This window comes from Streptomyces sp. GESEQ-4 (assembly GCF_017948455.1).
Classification (GTDB): Bacteria; Actinomycetota; Actinomycetes; order Streptomycetales; family Streptomycetaceae; genus Streptomyces.
In genome coordinates, this window is record NZ_JAFFSU010000032.1 from 22,357 (window position 1) to 42,141 (window position 19,785).

Here is a 19,785-nt window from a genome sequence, read left to right on the forward strand (position 1 = left end):
GATGCCGCTCAGGTGAGATTCCGAGAATCGTTTACGAGCGCGTACGTCTGTGTCGCAATCTCCAGTTCCTCATCGGTCGGCACCACGGCTACGGCGACCCGCGCGGACTGAGGCGAGATCAGCCGCGGCTCGTCACTCCGTACGGCGTTCAGCTCGCTGTCGACGGCCAGTCCCAGCGCCTCCAGGCCCGCCACGGCAGCTTCCCGCACCGGGCTCGCGTTTTCCCCGACTCCCGCTGTGAAGGCGACCGCGTCCACCCGTCCGAGTACGGCGTAATAGGCGCCGATGTACTTCTTCAGCCGGTGAATGTAGATGTCGAAGGCCAGCTTCGCCTGTTCGTCACCTTCGTCGATCCGGCGGCGGATCTCCCGCATGTCGTTGTCCCCGCACAGACCGATCAGCCCACTCTTCTTGTTGAGAAGAGTGTCGATCTCGTCCGTGGACATTCCGCCAACACGCATCAAATGGAAGATGACGGCAGGATCCATGTCCCCGGACCGCGTACCCATCACCAGCCCCTCCAAAGGCGTCAGCCCCATGGAGGTGTCGACACATCGACCGCCCTCGACCGCGGAGGCGGACGCACCGTTTCCGAGGTGCAGGACGATCACATTGACCTCGGAAGGGTCCTTGCCCAGCAGCTTCGCGGTCGCCCGGGAGACGTACGCGTGCGACGTCCCGTGGAAGCCGTACCGGCGGATCCGGTGCTCGTCGGCGGTCTTCACGTCGATCGCGTAGCGCGCCGCCGACTCCGGCATCGTGGTGTGGAACGCGGTGTCGAAGACGGCGACCTGGGGCAGGTCGGGGCGCAGCGCCTGGGCGGTGCGGATGCCGGTGAGGTTGGCGGGGTTGTGCAGCGGGGCGACCGGGATCAGCCGCTCGATCTCGGCGAGGACGGCGTCGTCGATCACGGTCGGCTCGGTGAAGTGCAGCCCGCCGTGCACCACCCGGTGGCCGATCGCGGCCAGCTCCGGCGAATCGAGGCCGAGCCCGTCCCTCGTCAGTTCTTCCGATACGGCCTTCAGCGCGGCCTCGTGGTCGGCCATCGGCCCGGTCCACTCACGGGACTCGCCGGTCGCGAGAGGGGTGTGCTTGAGCCGCGACGTCTCCTCACCGATCCGCTCGACCAGGCCCACCGCCAGCCGGCTGCCGTCGCGCATGTCGATCAGCTGGTACTTCACCGACGAGGAGCCGGAGTTGAGGACGAGGACACGGGACGAGCTCACTGTGCGGTTGCCTTCTCGCTGGGGGTCTGGGCCTGGATCGCCGTGATGGCGACGGTGTTGACGATGTCCTGGACGAGGGCGCCGCGGGAGAGGTCGTTGACCGGCTTGCGCAGACCCTGGAGGACCGGGCCGACGGCGATCGCGCCGGCCGAACGTTGCACGGCCTTGTAGGTGTTGTTGCCGGTGTTCAGGTCGGGGAAGATCAACACGCTGGCCTGACCGGCGACTTCGGACTCCGGCAGCTTGGTGCGGGCGACGGTCGGCTCCACGGCGGCGTCGTACTGGATCGGCCCCTCGATCTTGAGGTCGGGACGCCTCTCCCGTACCAGCTCGGTCGCCTCGCGCACCTTGTCGACGTCGGCGCCCGAGCCCGACGTACCGGTCGAGTACGACAGCATCGCGATCCGCGGCTCCACGCCGAACTGCTGGGCGGTCGCGGCGGACTGGATGGCGATGTCGGCGAGCTGCTCGGCGTTCGGGTCGGGGTTGACCGCGCAGTCGCCGTAGACGAGGACCTTGTCGGCGAGGCACATGAAGAAGACCGAGGAGACGATCGAGGCGTCCGGCTTGGTCTTGATGATCTCGAAGCCGGGGCGGATCGTGGCCGCCGTGGAGTGGACCGAGCCCGACACCATGCCGTCGGCCAGGCCCTCCTGCACCATCAGCGTGCCGAAGTAGTTCACGTCGGAGACCACGTCGTACGCCAGCTCCACCGTCACGCCCTTGTGGGCGCGCAGGGCCGCGTACTGCTCGGCGAAGCCGTCGCGCAGTTCGCTGGTGGCCGGGTCGATTAGCTGGGATTCGCCGAGGTCGATGCCGAGGTCGGCGGCCTTCTTGCGGATCTGGTCGACCGGGCCGAGGAGGGTGAGGTCGCAGACGCCGCGGCGCAGCAGCACCTCGGCGGCGTGCAGGACGCGGGGCTCGGTGCCCTCCGGGAGGACGACTCGGCGCATGTCGGAGCGGGCCTGTTCGAGGAGCTTGTGCTCGAACATCATCGGGGTGACGCGGTCGCTGCTGGGGGCGCTGACCCGCTTCAGCAGGTCGCCGGTGTCGGCGTACCGCTCGAACAGACCGAGCGCGGTCTCCGCCTTGCGCGGGGTGGCCGCGTTCAACTTCCCTTCCATGCCGAAGAGTTCGGCTGCGGTCGGGAAGCTGTTGCCGGAGACCGAGAGGACCGGGGTGCCGGGGGCAAGGCGGGCGGCGAGGGTGAGGATCTCGTCGCTGGGCACCTCGTTGAGCGTCAGCAGTACGCCGGCTATGGGCGGGGTGCCGGCGCTGTGCGCGGCGAGCGAGCCGACGACCAGGTCGGCGCGGTCGCCCGGCGTGACGACCAGGCAGCCCGGGGTCAGGGCGCTCAGGAAGTTGGGCAGCATCGCGCCGCCGAAGACGAAGTCGAGCGCGTCACGGGCGAGCCCGGAGTCGTCGCCGAGCACCACCTTGGCGCCGAGGGCGTGACTGATCTGGGCCACGGTCGGCGCGGACAGGGCGGGCTCGTCCGGCACGACGTAGCAGGGCACCGGCAGCCGGTCGGTGAGCCGCTCGGCGATGCCGTCACGGTCCTCGCGGGCGACGCGGTTTGTGACCATGGCGAGGACGTCGCAGCCGAGGCCGTCGTAGGCGCGGTAGGCGTTGCGGGTCTCGGCGAGCACGGACTCGGCACTCTGCCCCCGGCCGCCGACCACCGGGATCACGGACGCGCCGAACTCGTTCGCCAGCCGGGCGTTGAGGGACAGCTCGTCCGGGAACTGGGTGTCGGCGTAGTCGGTGCCGAGGACGAGGACGACGTCGTAGTCCCGGGCGACGAGATGGAAGCGGTCGACGAGGGTGGAGACCAGCTCGTCCGCGCCCCGCTCGGCCTGGAGCGCGGACGCCTCGTGGTAGTCCATGCCGTAGACCGTCGCCGGGTCCTGCGAGAGCCGGTACCGTGCGCGCAGCAGCTCGAACAGCCGGTCCGGTCCGTCGTGGACGAGGGGGCGGAAGACGCCCACCCGGTCGACCTGCCGGGTCAGCAGCTCCATGACTCCCAGCTCGACGACCTGGCGGCCGTCGCCGCGGTCGATACCGGTCACGTACACGCTGCGCGTCACGCGTGCTCTCCGTTTCGTCTGCTGGGGTGTGTTTTGGCCTGTTTTATGGCTCACAAAAATCGCCCACCGGGGTGAGCAGAACCCTCTTGACAATACCCTTGCCGGTGGATAAGGCGCCCTCCGGCTTTGGGGAAGTCGGGTCCCCCTGGGCGACGTGAAACAATCGGACTGGCTCACCGGTGTCAACAGCGAGCAGGAGACACAGCACGATGCGTATCGGAGTTCTCACCGCAGGCGGCGACTGCCCCGGCCTGAACGCCGTGATCCGGTCGGTCGTGCACCGAGCGGTCGCGCACTACGGCGACGAGGTGATCGGTTTCGAGGACGGTTACGCGGGACTGCTCGACGGCCGCTTCCGCAACCTCGACCTGGACGCGGTCAGCGGCATCCTCGCCCGCGGTGGCACCATCCTCGGCTCCTCCCGCCTCCAGCGCGACCGACTGCGCGAGGCCTGCGAGGGGGCCGAGGACGAGATGCGCGAGTTCGGCATCGACGCGCTCATCCCGATCGGCGGCGAGGGCACGCTGACGGCGGCACGCATGCTGTCGGACGTGGGCCTGCCGGTCGTCGGCGTACCGAAGACGATCGACAACGACATCTCGTCCACCGACCGCACCTTCGGCTTCGACACCGCGGTCGGCGTCGCCACGGAGGCGATGGACCGCCTCAAGACCACCGCCGAGTCGCACCAGCGCGTCATGGTCGTCGAGGTCATGGGCCGGCACGCCGGCTGGATCGCGCTGGAGTCCGGCATGGCCGCCGGCGCCCACGGCATCTGCCTGCCCGAGCGGGCCTTCGACCCGGGCGACCTGGTCAAGATGGTCGAGGAGCGCTTCGCCCGCGGCAAGAAGTTCGCGGTCCTGTGTGTGGCCGAGGGCGCCCACCCCGCCGAGGGCAGCATGGACTACGGCAAGGGCGCCATCGACCAGTTCGGACACGAGCGCTTCCAGGGCATCGGTACGGCGCTGGCGTACGAGCTGGAAAGGCGGCTCGGCAAGGAGGCCAAGCCGGTCATCCTCGGCCACGTCCAGCGTGGCGGCACACCGACCGCGTACGACCGTGTCCTCGCCACCCGCTTCGGCTGGCACGCGGTCGAGGCCGCGCACCGGGGCGAGTTCGGCAAGATGACCGCGCTGCGCGGCACGGACATCAAGATGGTGCCGCTGGCGGAAGCGGTGACCGAGCTGAAAACGGTGCCGAAGGACCGTATGGACGAGGCGGAGTCGGTGTTCTAGACACGTTTCAAAGACCCGGCGATCGATCACCGACCCTGGTCCAGAAGAGGTCCAGGATCCGGTCGAGGAACTCGCGGCCGTACCGGTCCGAGCCGTCGCTGCCGCCGCCCCAGCTGAGCGTGGCGACCATCCGCCCCTGATAGTCGTCGTACAGCTCCTGGAGCGTGACCTCCAGGAGCCGCCGGTCCAGGGGCAGCAGCTTCGCGACCGGCCGGACGTACGCCTGCCAGCGTGTCGTCACCGCGCTGCGCAGCAGCTCCGCCAGCTTCGGGTCACGGCCGGTGACCGTGGCGAAGTCGGGGATCGACAGGTCGAGCAGGGAGGCGAGAACGGCGGCCTGGCGGTCGGTGCCGCGCCAGTCGCCGGTCTCCTCCATCCGGAGATACGCAGCGAGTTCAAGGCCGAGGGTGCGGGCGACGTCGTCGGGCGCGATCCCACGGGCGATGCGGTGCTCGCGCAGGGTCCGCGGCTGCCCGATCAGCTCACCCTGCGAGCACCACAACACGCCCGCGAGCGCGCTGAGTTCGGTGCTGGTGGGGGAGAGGGTGCCGTGTTCCCAGGCGATGACGAGATCCGGGGTGGCGTACGGCATGCCGTACGAGGCCCGCAAGTCGCGGGCGACATGTTCGGGGCCCATGCCGAGGGCGGCACGGAGTCTTTGGGCGGCGGAGGCGTTGAAGGGAGGACCGGGCTGGTTCGGCAGAGCGGGGGGTCGGCGCACGCGCCACAAGCTAGGGGCGCGGCGATGCGGTGACTACGGTCTGTTCGGCCAGGATCACGGATTGTAGGAACGTACGGTTTCGGTCAGGTGTCCGAAACTGTCGAGGTGGCCGAAGGGTGCCCGGTGAGGTGCCGGTACGGTCCTCCGGTCGCTCGGGATGCGGGCGGCCGCCTTGCGAACGGCAAGGTAGAGGGGCATATGCGCGCGCCTTGCCCCGTGCCGCCGGTCCGGCCCTTCGTGACGGCGGCTCCGGTGGCCCGCTCCCCACGACACCGCACGGATCGCACATCTGTCGGGCATGTGCGCGGGAAAGCCCGCGGCGCAAACCGAACCCTTCACCCCTTGACCGCCCCGCCCAGCGCGAACCCGCCCCCCAGTCGGCGGGCGACCAGTACGTACAGCAGGATCACCGGCGTCGAGTAGACGATCGAGAACGCCGCCAGCTGCCCGTACACGACCGTCCCGCGGTTGCCGAAGAACTCGTTGATGCTCACCGCCGCCGGCATCTGGTCCGGCGTGAGCAGCAGCATGAAGGGGACGAAGAAGTTCCCCCACATCATCACGAAGGAGAACACGGTCACCACCGACACCCCGGGACCCATCAGCGGCAGCACGATCCGGATCAGCGACTGGAAGGACGACGCCCCGTCCGTCCACGCGGCCTCCTCCAGCTCCTTCGGCACGCCGTCCATGAAGTTCTTCATCAGCCAGATGGCGAAGGGGAGTTGGGAGGCGGCGAAGAAGAAGATCGTGCCCTGCATGGTGTCGATCAGATCGACCTGTACGAACAGCGCGTACACCGGCACCATGATCGCCGTGATCGGCAGGCTGGTCGCGAAGAGGATCGTCAGCAGGAAGGGGCGGTTCAGACGGGAGCGGAAGCGGGACAAGGGGTAGGCCGCCAGTGCCGCGCAGACCACGGTCAGCAGGGTCGCGCCGCCGCACAGGATCAGGCTGTTCAGCAGCGGGGTGAAGGTGATGTCCTGGGTCAGGATCGCGTCGAAGTTGTCGAAGGTGACGCCGTCGGGGGCCTTCACCTGAAGGTTCGCTTCAGGGTCCACGGCGGACAGGACCACCCAGGCCAGCGGCAGGCAGAAGGCCGCGGCGACCACCAGCAGACCCGCGTCGGCGGCCAGCTTGTGCCGCTTGCGGCGGGACGTGAGCGTGAGTGCCATGGCGTCAGACCTCCGTCCGCAGCAGGCGCATGTACACGAGGGAGAAGGCGGAGCCGACCAGCAGCAGGAGCAGGGCGACCGCGGTGCCGTAGCCGATCAGGCTGTTCTGGAAGGCCTGCTCGTACATGAACAGCGGCAGCGTCTGGCTCTTGCCGCCCGGCCCGCCCCGGGTCATCACCCAGATCAGGCCGAACACGGACAGCGTCTGGAGGGTGTTGAGCATCAGGTTCGTGCCGATCGAACGGCGGATCATCGGCAGCGTGATGTGCCACATACGGCGCCAGCCGCTCGCCCCGTCCACCTCGGCGGCCTCGGTGATCTCCTTGGGGATCTCGTTCAGCGCGGCCGAGTAGACCAGCATCGAGAACGCCGTGCCGCGCCATACGTTGGCGAAGGACACCGCGAGGATCGGCAGCGTGAACAGCCAGTTCTGGGAAGGCAGATGGAGCCAGTCCAGGATGGCGTTCAGCGTGCCCTCGCGGCGGAAGAACGCGTACAGCAGAAAGCCGGCGACTACCTCCGGCAGCACCCACGCCGTGATCACGATGCCGCCGACCAGGGTGCGGACGGGTTTGGAGGCGCGTTGCATCAGCGCCGCCAGCGCCAGCCCCAGCGTGTTCTGGCCGACCAGTGACGACAGCACCGTGAACACCAGCGTCAGCCATACGGCGTTGAGGAACGCCTCGTCCTGGAACGCCTTGCGGAAGTTCTCGAACCCGACGAAGGACGACTCGGCCTGTCCGGTGAGCTGGAGGTCGGTGAAGGCGATGTAGGCGCAGTAGGCGATCGGGCCCGCGAGGAAGAGGACCAGCAGGACGAGGGCGGGGGAGACGGGGAGGGCGCGGGTCAGGGTCCGGCGGAAGTTGTTGCCTGGTGGCGCGGGGGGTGAACCCGGCGGGCCCGGAGGGGACTTGGCGGTCTCCGGGCCCGCGTGCGGTGCGGCGGCTGTCATGTGCGGTCGCCGCCGTTCACTTCTCGACGACCTGGTCGTCGGTGGCCGCCTTGAGCGCTTCGGCGTAGCCGCTAGCCGCCTCGTCCACCGACATGTCACCCGTCGTCACGCCCTCCATCGCCTCCTGGATGGCGGTGGACACCTGCGGATACGCCTTGAAGGCGGGCCGGTAGTGCGTGCTGGAGACGAGGTCGGTGAAGAACTTGATGCCGGGCTGCGCCTTGACGTACTCGGGGTCGGCGGCGACGTCCTTGCGTACGGCGATTCCGGAGTTGGCGATGTACCACTTCTTGGCGTTCGCCTTGGTCTGCATCGTCTCGATGAACTGGAAGGCGAGATCGGGGTTGGCCGCCTTGTCCGGGATCGCCCAGGTCCAGCCGCCGGACATGCTGACCTTGCCGGGTGCCTGGCCGTTCTGCGTGGGCATGGCGGCGAGTCCGAGTTTCTCCGACCACTCGGGCCACTCGTGCCCGCTGCCCTCCAGCCAGTCCTGCGGCAGCCAGGAGCCGTCTAGGTTGATACCGAGCTTGCCCTCGGGGAGCAGCTCGCCGCGGACGCGGGTGCCGAAGTTCGGGTCGAGGGCGTCGGCGACGTCCGGGCCGAGCTTCTCCTTGTAGACGGTCTCCACGAACGCCAGCGCGTCCTTGAAGCCCTGGCTGCCCGCGATCCACTTCTTCGACGACTCGTCGTACAGCGGATCGGACGTGCCGTCGTTCGTGCCGTACAGCAGCATCTCGAAGCCCTGCATCGTCGCGGCCTCGCCGACGGGCTTGCCCGTGTAGACGTTGAGCGGGGTGACGCCGGGGACCTTCTCCTTGATGGTCCGGGCGGCTTCGAGGACGTCGTCCCAGGTCTTCGGCTGCCAGTTCGCGGGCAGGCCGGCCTTCGCGAAGATCGCCTTGTCGAACCAGAGTCCGCGGGTGTCGGTACCGTCCGGGACGCCGTACGTCTTCCCGTCCTCGCCCCGGGCCGCGGCCTTCGCCGTGTCGATGAACTGGTTCCAGTCCGGCCACTTGGCGAGATAGTCGTCCAGGGGTTTCAGATACCCGCTGACGATGTCGGAGTTGATGAGGAAGGTGTCCTCATAGACCAGGTCGGGGGCCGTCTTGGGGGAGCGGAGCATCTGCTGGACCTTGGTGTAGTACTCCGCGTCCGGGGCCTTGATCGGGACGAGCTCGACCTTCTTGCCGGGGTTCTCCTTCTCGAACTGCTTCTTGATGTCCCCGAGGAACGTGTCCAGCACCTTGATGTTGTTGTCCGTGGACTGCTTGAAGGACACCTTCACGGTGTCGGGGTCACTGCCGGATCCACCACCGCAGGCGGTGAGAGAGGCGGCGGCGAGGGCGGTGGCTACGAGGGCGGGCAGAACGGCGGTGGGGCGCACGGGCATGACCTCCTACGGGCTCACTTCGTCGTGGCGCCGGGATGGCTGCGAGGTGAACGTAAGAGGAGTGGTCTAGTCAGGTCAATGACCTTGCGGTAACGCTCCGCTAGGGGCGCGGGTTTGCATCTGCGGGCCGGTGGGGGCTGGTCGCGCAGTTCCCCGCGCCCCTTACGGGGCGCTTGCAGCACCGGACTCGATCAGAGCCGCTTACTGCCCCTTCACCCAGCGGTACTGCAACTCCGGGCGCCCGACCGTCCCGTACTGCGGGCTCCGGGCCGCCCTTCCCGCGTCCACCAGGTGTTCCAGATAGCGGCGGGCGGTGATGCGTGAGATGCCCACCTCCTCGGCGACGCCCGTTGCTGTCAGGCCGTCGGCGCAGTCGCGCAGGACCACCGAGACCCGCTCCAGTGTCGGGGCGCTCAGCCCCTTCGGCAGGGCGGCCGGGCTCGGGGCGCGCAGGGTCGCCAGGGCGCGGTCGACCTCGTCCTGGCCGCTCGCCTCGCCCGCGGCCGCGTGGAACTCGGCGTATCTCACGAGCCGGTCCCGCAGGGTGGCGAAGGTGAAGGGCTTGAGGACGTACTGCACGACGCCCAGCGAGACGCCCTCGCGGACGACCGTCAGATCCCGTGCCGACGTCACCGCTATCACGTCCGCGTGATGCCCGGCCGCCCGCAGCGAGCGGGCCAGCTGCAGCCCGTGCACATCCGGCAGGTGCAGGTCGAGGAGCAGCAGATCCACCGGCATACGGTCCAGCGCGCGCCGCGCCTCCGCACCGGTGTGCGCCTTGCCGACCGCGACGAAGCCGGGGACACGGCCGACGTACAGGACGTGCGCGTCGGCGGCGACCGGGTCGTCCTCCACGACCAGGACCCGGATCGGCTGCTGGGCCGCTGTCATCCGCCACCTCCCGTCACCGCACGCTCGGACACCGGGCTATTCAACGGCAACCGCACCTGGAACTGGGCGCCGCCCCCGGCCGCCTCCGTCACCGTCAGCTCTCCCTCGTGCCGGGTGACCGCCTGCCGTACCAGGGCCAGGCCGAGACCCCGCCCGCCCGGCCCGGCCGGCTTGGTCGAGAAGCCGCGCTGGAAGACCTCCTCCGCGTGCGCGGGATCGACGCCCGCACCCGTGTCGCACACCCGCAGCACCAGCTCCGAGCCGCCTTCCGTGTACGCCGTCACCGTCACCCGCGCCCGCACGCTGCCCTGCGCCGCGTCCACCGCGTTGTCGATGAGGTTGCCCAGGATGGTCACCAGGTCCCGCGCGGGCAGGGACTCAGGGAGCAGCCCGTCGTCCATGCGGCTGTCCTCCGACACCACCAGCTCCACGCCCCGCTCGTTCGCCTGGGCCGTCTTGCCGAGCAGCAGGGCCGCGAGGACCGGCTCGCTCACCGCGGCCACCACCTGGTCGGTCAGCGCCTGCGCCAGCTCCAGCTCGGCCGTCGCGAAGTCCACGGCCTGCTGCGCGCGGCCCAGCTCGATCAGCGAGACCACCGTGTGGAGCCGGTTCGCCGCCTCGTGGGCCTGCGAGCGCAGCGCCTGGGTGAAGCCGCGTTCGGAGTTCAACTCGCCCATGAGGGACTGGAGTTCGGTGACGTCGCGCAAGGTCACCACGGTTCCGCGGCGCTCCCCGCCGGACACCGGAGAGGTGTTCACCACGAGCACCCGGTCCGCCGTCAGATGCACCTCGTCCACCCGCGGCTCCGACGCGAGCAGCGCGCCGGTGAGCGGCGCGGGCAGCCCCAGCTCGGCGACCGAGCGGTCGATCACCTCCTCGCTCACCCCGAGCAGCTCCCGCGCCCCGTCGTTGATCAGCGCGACGCGGTACTGCCCGTCGAGCATCAGCAGACCTTCGCGTACGGCGTGCAGGGCGGCCTGGTGGTAGTCGTGCATGTTGCTCAGCTCGGCCGCGTTCATGCCGTGGGTGTGGCGGCGCAGCCGGGCATTGACGACGTACGTGCCGACCGCGCCCAGGGCGAGCGCGCCGGCCGCGACACCGATGAGCGCGGTCAGCTGGCCCTGGACCCGCTTGCTGATCGCCTCGACCTTGATGCCGGCGCTGACCAGTCCGACGACCTTCCCGCCGTCCTCGACCGGGGTGACCGCCCGCACCGACGGACCGAGCGTGCCCGTGTAGGTCTCGGTGAAGGACTCGCCCCGCAGCGCGCGGGCGATGTGACCGAGGAACGGCTGGCCGATCTGGGCCGGGTCGGGGTGGGTCCAGCGGATGCCTTTCGTGTTCATGATCGTCACGAAGTCGACGTCGGCGTCCTCTATGACCTGCAGCGCGTACGGCTGGAGCCGGGCGCTGGGGTCGGGGGTGCGGATCGCCTCCCGTACGGAGGGGGAGTCGGCGACCGAGCGGGCCACCCCCATGGCCTGGCGCCGCGCCGCGTCCTCGGCCTGGTCGCGGTCGCTGAAGTAGGTGAACAGCGCATACCCGAGGACCACGACCGTGAGCAGCACGGCCTGCACGGCGAAGAGCTGGCCGGCCAGGCTGCGGGGGAGCGGGAGGCGCACGTGCATGTCGTCAGTGTGCCCCCCGGGTTAAGCATGAACTAAATGAACGGAAGGGTGACCGCCCTCACAGGGCGGGAGATAGTCACGGCAGTCCGCAGGGCACCACCCCCGGGCAGATCCCCATAAATCTCCGCAATCTCCCGGACGTGAGCCGCACGCCGGTGATGCCGACGACGACGTCAAGGAGGCCGCTGTGACCAGCGCAGCCGATAAGGCACCTGCCGCACCCCGAGCCAAACGGGACCGGACCCACTACCTCTACATCGCGGTGATCGCCGCGGTGGCCGCAGGCATCACCGTCGGTCTCGTCGCCCCCGACTTCGCGGTCGAGCTGAAGCCGATCGGTACCGGCTTCGTGAACCTGATCAAGATGATGATCTCGCCGATCATCTTCTGCACCATCGTGCTGGGCATCGGCTCGGTACGGAAGGCCGCGAAGGTCGGCGCGGTGGGTGGCATCGCGCTCGCCTACTTCACGGTGATGTCGCTGGTCGCGCTCGGCATCGGCCTGGTCGTCGGCAACATCGTCGAGCCGGGCACGGGCCTCGCGGTGACCGAGGCGGTCAAGGAGACCGGACAGGCGCAGGTCACGGAGGCCAAGACCACCGAGGAGTTCCTGCTCGGCATCATCCCGACCACGATCGTCTCCGCCTTCACCGGCGGCGAGGTCCTGCAGACCCTCCTCGTCGCCCTGCTCGTCGGCTTCGCGCTGCAGGCCATGGGGGACACCGGCGCACCGATCCTGCGCGGCGTCGAGCACATCCAGCGCCTCGTCTTCCGCGTCCTCGCCATGGTGATGTGGGCCGCCCCGATCGGTGCCTTCGGTGCCATCGCCGCGGTCACCGGCTCCGCGGGTCTCGACGCGCTCAAGAGTCTCGCCGTGCTGATGCTCGGCTTCTACACCACCTGCTTCCTCTTCGTCTTCATCGTGCTCGCCGCACTACTGCGAGTGGTGGCGGGCATGAACATCCTCTCGCTCTTCAAGTACCTGGGCCGTGAGTTCCTGCTGATCCTGTCCACCTCCTCCTCCGAGTCCGCGCTGCCGCGGCTCATCGCGAAGATGGAGCACCTGGGTGTCAGCAAGCCGGTGGTCGGCATCACCGTCCCGACCGGCTACTCCTTCAACCTCGACGGCACCATGATCTACATGACCATGGCGTCCCTGTTCATCGCCGACGCCATGGGTACGCCGATGTCGATCGGCGAGCAGATCCCGCTGCTGCTGTTCCTGCTGGTCGCCTCGAAGGGCGCGGCGGGTGTCACCGGCGCCGGGCTCGCCACCCTCGCGGGAGGCCTCCAGTCCCACAAGCCCGCCCTTGTCGACGGCATCGGTCTCATCGTCGGCATCGACCGCTTCATGAGCGAGGCCCGCGCCCTGACGAACTTCGCCGGCAACGCGGTCGCCACGGTCCTGATCGGCACGTGGACCAAGGAGATCGACCGCGAGCGCGTCGACCAGGTCCTCGCCGGCCACGCCCCGTTCGACGAGCAGACCCTGCTGGACGACGGCCATGGCACACAGGCCGAGGTGCCCGAGCAGGGCGGCGAGAAGGAGCTGGCGAAGGCATAGCAGCACCCCGAAGAAAGCCCCGAGCGGCCAGGCGCCCCCCGTAGCCTGGCCGCTCGGTCTATTGCCCTAACCCGCCGCGTCCAGCCGGGCCAGCTCCTCCGTGTTCAGCACCAGGTCCGCCGCTGCCGCCGAGTCTCTGATGGTCTCCGGTCGGCTCGCGCCCGGGATCGGGATCACGGTCGGGGACGCGGCCAACAGCCAGGCCAGACAGACCTGTTGAGGAGTGACCCCGCGCTCCCTGGCCACGGCATGGAACGCGCCGAAGCGGTCGCTCCCCTCCAGGAGGGACGGTCCGTCCAGCGAACTGCGGGAGATGCCGCCGAGGGGGCTCCACGGCAGGAACGCCAGTCCCAGCTCGGCACAGAGCCGTAGCTCTGCCTCGCTGTCGCGCACGGCCGGCGAGTACTGGTTCTGCACCGAGACCAGCCGGTCCCCGAGGATGGCGCGGGCCCGGCGGATCTGGCCCGCGTCCGCGTTGGACACTCCCGCCAGCCGGATCTTGCCCTCGTCGAGCAGCTCGCGCAGCGCGCCGACGGACTCCTCGAAGGGGACCGAGGGGTCCGGCTTGTGCAGCTGATAGAGGCCGATCGCTTCCACCCCGAGCCGCTTCAGCGAAGCCTCGGCGGCGGCCTTCAGATGCCGCCTAGAGCCCGTCACCGTCCAGGTGCCGTCGGCGGGGCGGCCACGCCCGCCCTTCGTGGTCACCAGCACGTCCGCCGTGTCACCGCCGTATGTCGCGAGGGCCCGGGCGACCAGCTCCTCGTTGTGGCCGGGGTCATCGCCGGGCAGGTGATAGGAGTCAGCCGTGTCCAGCAGCGTCACGCCCGCGTCGAGCGCCGCGTGCACCGTGGCCAGGGCCCGTGTCTCGTCCGGGCGGCCCTCGATGGACAGCGGCATGGCGCCGAGCCCGACCGCGCTCACGCGCAGGCCGCCAAGTGTGCGGTACCGCATGTCAGTCGCCCTTTCCCAGCGTCTCCGCGACCGCCTTCGGCAGCCACTGCCGTACGTCGCCGAAGGTGAAACCGAGCCGGGTGGCCCGGGAGTTGTCCATGCCGTAGGAGCGGAAGAAGGAGAGCGGTGAGACCTCGCCGACCTCCACCCACTGGAGGACGACCTTGCCCTCGGGCAGCCGCGCGCTCACCGCCTGGCACAGCTCCTCGGTGGTGAGGACGCCGTGGGAGGCGGCGTTCACCGGACCGGTGAAGTCCTCGCCGGCGGCCCACGCCAGGAAGTCGGCGATCTCCTCGACGTGGATGCAGGTGGCGGGCTGGTTCGCGGCGGGCACGGCGATCGGCGCACCGGTCCGGATGCGGGAGGCGTAATGCTCCAGCCTGCCCGTGAAGTCGTCGTCCCCGCCCAGCACATGGGCCACACGGACGGCCGTGTACGGGAAGTCCGGGGCGGCGGCGAACACGGCCTCGGCCTGCCGCTTGCCCTCGCCGTAGTGGCGTTCGAGGAACTCCGGGTCGTCCCAGGGGAGTTGGAGATCGACGGGCATCTCGCGAGCGTCGACGGCGTCTTCCCGTACGAGCGCGATCGAGTCCTCGTACTCGTACACCTCGACCGTGGACGTCATCACATAGCGCCCGGTGCGGCCGGCGAAGACCCGGCGGGCGAGCGCCGCCTGCCGTGGGGTGTAGCAGACCTGGTCGACGACGACGTCGAAGGTGCGCGAACCGAGCGCGTCCGTGAGGGACTTCTCGTCGTTCCGGTCGGCGACGAGGTGCAGCGCGCCGGGCGGAGGCGCCGACGAGCCGCGGTTGAGGACCGTCACTCGGTCCCCGGCGGCCAGCAACCGTGCGACGAGCCGCTTGCCGAAGTAGCGGCTCCCGCCGATGACCAGTACCTCTCGGGCGTTTTCCATGACCATAATTCTCCCGGCGTATCCGCACGCCCTGAAGGGGGAAGCATGGGAGTTCCGGCCGCAGCGCCGAAAGAACCTCGGCATCTGCGCACGACGGCCGACGAAACATCGGTGGCCCTCGACACGCTGGACCGGCAGATCCTGGAGCTCCTCCAGACCGACGGCCGGATCAAGCTCAGCGAACTGGGCCGCCGGGTCCGGCTCAGCCCGGCGGCGGTCACCGAGCGGGTACGCCGCCTGGAGGCGGCGGGTGTGATCAGCGGCTACGGCGCCCATGTCGCCCCGGCCCGCCTCGGCTACGGCATCCAGGCGTTCATCCGCGTGAACCCGCACGGCGGCTACAACTTGAAGCACCCCAGGACCCTGGAGCTGATGGAGCGTCCCGAGATCACCGAGGTGCACCATGTGGTCGGCGAGGACTGCTGGATCCTCAAGGTCGCCGTCCGGGACACGGTCCACCTGGAGGAGGTTCTCGAAGCGGTATCCGCCCTGGGACGCACGACGACGTCGATCGTCCTCACCTCCCCGGTGCAGCGGAAACCGCTGTTGCCTTGACGTCGGCGTCAAGGACTACGTTCGTACGCATGCGAATCGGCGAGCTGGCCGCACGGGCCGGGACCACGACGCGGACGCTGCGGTACTACGAGTCGCGGGGGCTGCTGACCGTGCGGCGCGGGAGCAACGGATACCGGACGTACGACGAGGACGACCTGAAGCTGCTTCGGCAGATCCGTACGCTGCAGGACTTCGGGTTCGACCTGGAGGAGACACGGCCCTTCGTGGAGTGCCTGCGCGCCGGGCACTCCGAGGGCGACGAGTGCCCTGCGTCGATCGCGGTCTATCGGCGGAAGTTGGACGAGCTGGACGCGTTGATCGGCGAGTTGCGGGCGGTGCGGGCGAAGATCGGCGCGCGGCTGGCCCTGGCCGAGGGTGAATCACCGTTGTGCGAACTGGGAGGGCAGGGGCTGTGATCAAGGCGGCGGGTGTGGCTGAAGTGACGGATGCGGACTTCGAGGCAGAGGTGATCGGGGCGGAATTGCCGGTGCTGGTCGAGTTCACGGCCGACTGGTGTCCGCCCTGCCGGCAGATGGGGCCGGTGCTCAGCGCGCTCGCCGCCGAGCAGGGCGAGCGGCTCAAGGTGGTCCAGCTGGACGTGGACACCAACCCGGAGACCACGAACGCGTACAAGGTGCTGTCGATGCCGACCTTCATGGTCTTCCGGGGCGGCGAGCCCGTGAAGGCGATGGTGGGAGCCCGGCCCAAGCGCCGGCTCCTTGAGGAGCTGGCGGACGTCATCTGACCTGACGCAATACAAAGAAATCCCCCGGGCAATTGCGTCCCGGGGGATTTCTTTGCGTATACTCAATGGTTCGCGACTTCAGGGCAATTAAGTCGCGGAGAAGTTCAACGAGCACAGTATATCCGGGCGGGAGTGGAATTGTCAAACAGCGAATTTCCAGACGATGAAATGCGCCGCGAGCAGGAATTCATGGACAACCTGTACGCGCGCGTGGACGCGCTGCGCGGCGACACCGAGGACTCCGTCACGGACGCGCTCGCCCAGGGCAACACGCCCCAGCAGGCCCGCCTGGAGCGGGACATCCTGGTCGCCGAACGCTCGGGTCTGCTCGCCGCGCTGAACGCGGTGGACGGCTCGCTCTGCTTCGGCCGGATCGACCTCACCTCCGGCGTCAGCCACCACATCGGCCGCATCGGCCTGCGCACCGACGACGCCGAACGCACCCCGGTCCTGATCGACTGGCGAGCCGATGTCGCCCGCCCCTTCTATCTGGCCACCGGCCACACCCCGATGGGCCTGCGCCGCCGCCGGCACATCAGCACCGACGGCCGCAGGGTCACCGACCTGCACGACGAGTTCCTCGACGTCGGCGACGCCACCCGCACCGGCCACGAGGACCCGGCCGGCGACGCGGTCCTGCTCGCCGCCCTCACCTCGGCCCGCACCGGCCGGATGACCGACATCGTGCAGACCATCCAGGCCGAGCAGGACGAGATCATCCGCGCACCGCACCGCGGGGTGCTGGTGGTGGAGGGCGGCCCGGGCACCGGCAAGACGGCGGTGGCCCTGCACCGGGCGGCCTATCTCCTCTACGAGCACCGCGAACTGCTCGCCAAGCGGGCCGTCCTGATCGTCGGCCCCAACCCCGCCTTCCTCGGCTACATCGGCGAGGTGCTGCCCTCGCTGGGCGAGACCGGCGTGCTCCTCGCGACGGTGGGCGAGCTGTTCCCCGGCGTGAAGGCGACGGCGACGGACACGCCCGAGGCGGCTGCGGTGAAGGGCCGCGCGGAGATGGCCGACGTACTGGCAAGGGTCGTACGCGACCGCCAAGCCCTGCCCGACCCGGTGATCGCGATCGCGCACGACCGCGAGATCCTGATGCTCGACGACGGCCTGGTCGGCGTCGCCCGCGAGCGCACCCGCGCCGCCAAGCTCCCGCACAACGCGGCCCGCGAGCACTTCGAGGGCCATGTCCTCAACACGCTCACCGAGCTGTACGCCGAGCGCGTGGGCACCGACCCGTACGACGGCACGAGCCTCCTCGACGCCGCCGACATCACCCAGATCCGCGACGAACTCGCCGAGAACCCCGAAGTCTGGTCCGCCATCGACCAGTTGTGGCCCAGGATCACCCCGCGCCGTCTGGTCGCGGACTTCCTGGCCGAGCCCGAGGGGTACGTCTCCGACGTCGACGCGGCCGCCATCCGCCGCCCGGTCACACGCGCGTGGACGGTGGCGGACGTACCGCTGCTCGACGAGGCGGCCGAACTGCTGGGCGAGGACGACCGGTTGGCGCGGGCGCGCGCGGAACGGGAACGCGAGCGGCAGGTGTCGTACGCGCAGGGCGTGCTGGACGTGTCGTACGCGTCGCGTACGTACGAGTTCGACGACAAGCACGACGAGGACTCCGAGGTGCTGTCCGCGCACGACATCATCGACGCCGAGCGGTTCGCCGAGCGCCAGGAGGAGGACGACCACCGCAGCGCCGCCGAGCGCGCGGCGGCCGACCGGACCTGGGCGTTCGGGCACATCATCGTCGACGAGGCGCAGGAGCTGTCGCCGATGGCGTGGCGGCTGCTGATGCGGCGCAGCCCGACCCGGTCGATGACGCTGGTCGGCGATCCGGCGCAGACGGCGGAGGCGGCGGGGGTGGGTTCCTGGGCGAAGATCCTGGAGCCCTATGTCGAGGACCGCTGGGAGCACACCCGCCTCGGCGTCAACTACCGCACACCCGCCGAGATCATGGACGTGGCGGCGGCCGTCGTACGGGCCGAGCATCCCGGCTTCGAGCCGCCGAGTTCGGTGCGGTCCACGGGGGTACGGCCCTGGGCGCGCGCCACCGACGACCTGCCCGAAGCCGTGGCCAAGGCGGTCGGGGAACTCACCCCTGCCGAGGGCCGCCTCGCGGTCATCGCCCCGCGCGTCCTGCACCGCCGACTGGCCGCCCGGCTGGACGGAGTGACGGCGGACGCGGAGCCCGATCTGACCCGGACCGTCGTCCTCCTCGACCCCCGGCAGTCGAAGGGCCTGGAGTTCGACTCGGTGCTGGTGGTCGAGCCCGCGCACTACGGCACGAGCGACCTGTATGTCGCGCTGACCCGGGCGACCCAGCGGCTCGGGGTGCTGCACACCGGACAACTGCCGAAGGCGCTGGCCGAGGCGTTCGGGTAGGAACGCCCCCGCCCCCCGGCCTATGCCTTCCCACCACCCGACCGGGTCGGCATGACAGGAAGGTTGGTGGGGCGGGTGCGCAGCACCTCTTCGACCGAGGAGAGGGCGAAGCGGACCGCGCCGGTGATCACGGCCTCGTCGCCCAGGGCGGACAACTGCCACCGCGGCAGGTCGACGAGGAGCTTGCCGGCTTCCTCCTCGGCGGCGCTCAACAGGAGTTCCGCCGCCGGGCGCAGGCCGGGGTCGGGGAAGAGGCCGGTGCCGAGCACGACCAGTGCCGGGTCCAGGGCCAGCAGCACGGGGGCGATCCCGGCGGCCAGTCTCCGCCCGTATGACGTGATGGCCGCCACCGCGTCCGGGTCCGGGACCAGGGGTTCGAGGCCGGGCTGTGACGAGGTGCTGCCGGGGAAGCGGATGAAGCCGATCTCCCCGGCCGCGCCGCGGTGTCCGCGCAGCAGGCGCCCCCCGGTGATGACACCGGCACCGAGGCGTTCGCCGAGCAGCACGAAGACCATCTCGTCGGCCTCGCCGCCGACCCCGCGCCACTGTTCGCCGAGCGCGGCGAGGTTGGCGTCGTTCTCCACGGCGACCGGGCAGCCGAGGGCGTCGCGGAGGACGGTGACGATGTCCGCCTCGGCCCAGTCCTTGAGGTTGTCGGCCTGCCGGATGCGGGTGTTGCTCCGGTCCACCAGGCCGGGGGTGCCCACGGTCGCGGCCCACACCCTCCGGGCATCGGCTCCGGAGCGCTCGATCGCGCGCCGCAGCACCGCCACGACGGCGCGGGCGCGGGCCGGGCCACCCAGGTCGGCGCGGACCGCCTTGCGTTCGACGGCCACCGGCCGGCCGTCGAGGTCGGCCAGGCAGGCGCTCACCGAGCGGGCCCGTACGTCCACGCCGACGACGAACCCGGCGTGCGGGCAAAAGCGGAACCGGCGGGCCGGGCGGCCGGGCGACCGCTGGCCACGGGCGGAGACGGCCGGGGCGACCTCGATGAGCCCGCGGTCGGTGAGTTCCTCGACGATCGCCTCGACGGTGGGGCGGGAGAGCTTGGTCGCCTCGGCCAGTGTGGAGAGCCGGGGGTGCGGGTCGGCCGAGCGGACAGCGGCGAGGATGGCCGCGGCGTTCGTGGCGCGCAGGTCTGCCACGCCCACCACCGCGGGGAGTTCATGGTCGGGGGAGTGCGGCTGCGGCAGCCCGCCGAGCGGCCACCGGTCCCTGGACGTGGCCAATGATCAACCTCCTGTGGAGCGGCGCGGGGACCGGTGCGGACCGACCCGACGATAACAATCCAGCCATGAGTCCTTGACGCGTACCGGGCTCGCTCTGATTATAAAACGCAACTGCGTTATCGAATTAATCGA

Annotated in this window: 17 protein-coding genes; 6 read left to right on the forward strand and 11 right to left on the reverse strand. The window is 69.9% G+C overall.

Going from position 1 to position 19,785, the window contains the following annotated elements:
• Positions 1-8: 8 nt before the first annotated feature.
• On the reverse strand, positions 9-1,226 hold the full coding sequence (locus KCH48_RS37165) for an acetate kinase (protein ID WP_210581669.1): 1,218 nt from the start codon (positions 1,224-1,226) through the stop codon (positions 9-11).
• Entirely contained in the window at positions 1,223-3,313 is a 2,091-nt protein-coding gene (gene pta / locus KCH48_RS37170) for a phosphate acetyltransferase (protein WP_210581670.1), read from the reverse strand. Before pta ends, KCH48_RS37165 begins: the two co-directional genes overlap by 4 nt.
• Positions 3,314-3,522: 209 nt before the next feature.
• Here pta and KCH48_RS37175 point away from each other — a divergent pair, with 209 nt between their 5' ends.
• The gene (locus tag KCH48_RS37175) at positions 3,523-4,548 is read left to right on the forward strand and encodes an ATP-dependent 6-phosphofructokinase (protein WP_210581672.1); all 1,026 of its coding nucleotides are present in this window, start codon (positions 3,523-3,525) and stop codon (positions 4,546-4,548) included.
• Between the two features lie 7 nt (positions 4,549-4,555).
• Here the strand turns inward: KCH48_RS37175 and KCH48_RS37180 are convergent, their stop codons facing one another.
• The 6 genes from KCH48_RS37180 to KCH48_RS37205 all read right to left on the reverse strand — a co-directional run bounded on the left by KCH48_RS37180 (position 4,556) and on the right by KCH48_RS37205 (position 11,305).
• Positions 4,556-5,269, reverse strand: coding sequence for an XRE family transcriptional regulator (locus tag KCH48_RS37180; protein WP_307841054.1), 714 nt, complete (start codon positions 5,267-5,269; stop codon positions 4,556-4,558).
• Positions 5,270-5,604: 335 nt separating this feature from the next.
• A complete protein-coding gene (locus tag KCH48_RS37185) occupies positions 5,605-6,444 on the reverse strand; it encodes a carbohydrate ABC transporter permease (protein WP_210581675.1) in 840 nt (279 codons plus the stop codon).
• Between the two features lie 4 nt (positions 6,445-6,448).
• Positions 6,449-7,396 (reverse strand): carbohydrate ABC transporter permease, encoded by a 948-nt coding sequence (locus KCH48_RS37190; protein WP_210581677.1) that lies wholly within the window; start codon positions 7,394-7,396, stop codon positions 6,449-6,451.
• Between the two features lie 16 nt (positions 7,397-7,412).
• On the reverse strand, positions 7,413-8,786 hold the full coding sequence (locus KCH48_RS37195; protein WP_210581678.1) for an extracellular solute-binding protein: 1,374 nt from the start codon (positions 8,784-8,786) through the stop codon (positions 7,413-7,415).
• Positions 8,787-8,987: 201 nt separating this feature from the next.
• Positions 8,988-9,677, reverse strand: a complete 690-nt coding sequence (locus KCH48_RS37200) for a response regulator (protein WP_210581680.1) — start codon at positions 9,675-9,677, stop codon at positions 8,988-8,990.
• Positions 9,674-11,305, reverse strand: a complete 1,632-nt coding sequence (locus KCH48_RS37205) for a sensor histidine kinase (protein WP_210581682.1) — start codon at positions 11,303-11,305, stop codon at positions 9,674-9,676. The genes KCH48_RS37200 and KCH48_RS37205 overlap by 4 nt, the downstream gene beginning before the upstream one ends.
• A 187-nt stretch (positions 11,306-11,492) precedes the next feature.
• Between KCH48_RS37205 and KCH48_RS37210 the strand changes: the two genes are divergently transcribed.
• Positions 11,493-12,869, forward strand: coding sequence for a cation:dicarboxylate symporter family transporter (locus tag KCH48_RS37210; RefSeq protein ID WP_210581684.1), 1,377 nt, complete (start codon positions 11,493-11,495; stop codon positions 12,867-12,869).
• 66 nt (positions 12,870-12,935) lie between these two features.
• On the opposite strand, the gene KCH48_RS37215 is transcribed toward KCH48_RS37210, so the two are convergent.
• Complete coding sequence (locus KCH48_RS37215; protein WP_210581686.1) at positions 12,936-13,820, reverse strand: aldo/keto reductase; 885 nt, start codon at positions 13,818-13,820, stop codon at positions 12,936-12,938.
• 1 nt (position 13,821) lies between these two features.
• Positions 13,822-14,733, reverse strand: coding sequence for an NAD-dependent epimerase/dehydratase family protein (locus tag KCH48_RS37220; RefSeq protein WP_210581688.1), 912 nt, complete (start codon positions 14,731-14,733; stop codon positions 13,822-13,824).
• A gap of 45 nt (positions 14,734-14,778) precedes the next feature.
• Between KCH48_RS37220 and KCH48_RS37225 the strand changes: the two genes are divergently transcribed.
• The 4 genes from KCH48_RS37225 to KCH48_RS37240 all read left to right on the forward strand — a co-directional run bounded on the left by KCH48_RS37225 (position 14,779) and on the right by KCH48_RS37240 (position 18,424).
• Positions 14,779-15,288, forward strand: a complete 510-nt coding sequence (locus tag KCH48_RS37225) for an Lrp/AsnC family transcriptional regulator (protein WP_210581690.1) — start codon at positions 14,779-14,781, stop codon at positions 15,286-15,288.
• A gap of 29 nt (positions 15,289-15,317) precedes the next feature.
• On the forward strand, positions 15,318-15,704 hold the full coding sequence (locus tag KCH48_RS37230; RefSeq protein WP_210581692.1) for a MerR family transcriptional regulator: 387 nt from the start codon (positions 15,318-15,320) through the stop codon (positions 15,702-15,704).
• A gap of 14 nt (positions 15,705-15,718) precedes the next feature.
• On the forward strand, positions 15,719-16,033 hold the full coding sequence (locus KCH48_RS37235; RefSeq protein WP_210581694.1) for a co-chaperone YbbN: 315 nt from the start codon (positions 15,719-15,721) through the stop codon (positions 16,031-16,033).
• A 168-nt stretch (positions 16,034-16,201) separates the two neighbouring features.
• On the forward strand, positions 16,202-18,424 hold the full coding sequence (locus KCH48_RS37240; RefSeq protein WP_210581696.1) for a UvrD-helicase domain-containing protein: 2,223 nt from the start codon (positions 16,202-16,204) through the stop codon (positions 18,422-18,424).
• Positions 18,425-18,444: 20 nt separating this feature from the next.
• Here the strand turns inward: KCH48_RS37240 and KCH48_RS37245 are convergent, their stop codons facing one another.
• Positions 18,445-19,653, reverse strand: a complete 1,209-nt coding sequence (locus KCH48_RS37245; protein ID WP_210581698.1) for an ROK family transcriptional regulator — start codon at positions 19,651-19,653, stop codon at positions 18,445-18,447.
• Between the last annotated feature and the right edge of the window lie 132 nt (positions 19,654-19,785).

Bases quoted from the DNA above. Each gene is read 5' to 3' on its own strand.
- KCH48_RS37195 (WP_210581678.1), bottom strand. From the start codon at position 8,786: ATGCCCGTGCGCCCCACCGCCGTTCTGCCCGCCCTCGTAGCCACCGCC.
- KCH48_RS37220 (WP_210581688.1), bottom strand. From the start codon at position 14,733: ATGGAAAACGCCCGAGAGGTACTGGTCATCGGCGGGAGCCGCTACTTC.
- KCH48_RS37175 (WP_210581672.1), top strand. From the start codon at position 3,523: ATGCGTATCGGAGTTCTCACCGCAGGCGGCGACTGCCCCGGCCTGAAC.
- KCH48_RS37205 (WP_210581682.1), bottom strand. From the start codon at position 11,305: ATGCACGTGCGCCTCCCGCTCCCCCGCAGCCTGGCCGGCCAGCTCTTC.
- KCH48_RS37230 (WP_210581692.1), top strand. From the start codon at position 15,318: ATGCGAATCGGCGAGCTGGCCGCACGGGCCGGGACCACGACGCGGACG.
- KCH48_RS37190 (WP_210581677.1), bottom strand. From the start codon at position 7,396: ATGACAGCCGCCGCACCGCACGCGGGCCCGGAGACCGCCAAGTCCCCT.
- KCH48_RS37225 (WP_210581690.1), top strand. From the start codon at position 14,779: ATGGGAGTTCCGGCCGCAGCGCCGAAAGAACCTCGGCATCTGCGCACG.
- KCH48_RS37215 (WP_210581686.1), bottom strand. From the start codon at position 13,820: ATGCGGTACCGCACACTTGGCGGCCTGCGCGTGAGCGCGGTCGGGCTC.
- KCH48_RS37240 (WP_210581696.1), top strand. From the start codon at position 16,202: ATGCGCCGCGAGCAGGAATTCATGGACAACCTGTACGCGCGCGTGGAC.
- KCH48_RS37185 (WP_210581675.1), bottom strand. From the start codon at position 6,444: ATGGCACTCACGCTCACGTCCCGCCGCAAGCGGCACAAGCTGGCCGCC.
- KCH48_RS37200 (WP_210581680.1), bottom strand. From the start codon at position 9,677: ATGACAGCGGCCCAGCAGCCGATCCGGGTCCTGGTCGTGGAGGACGAC.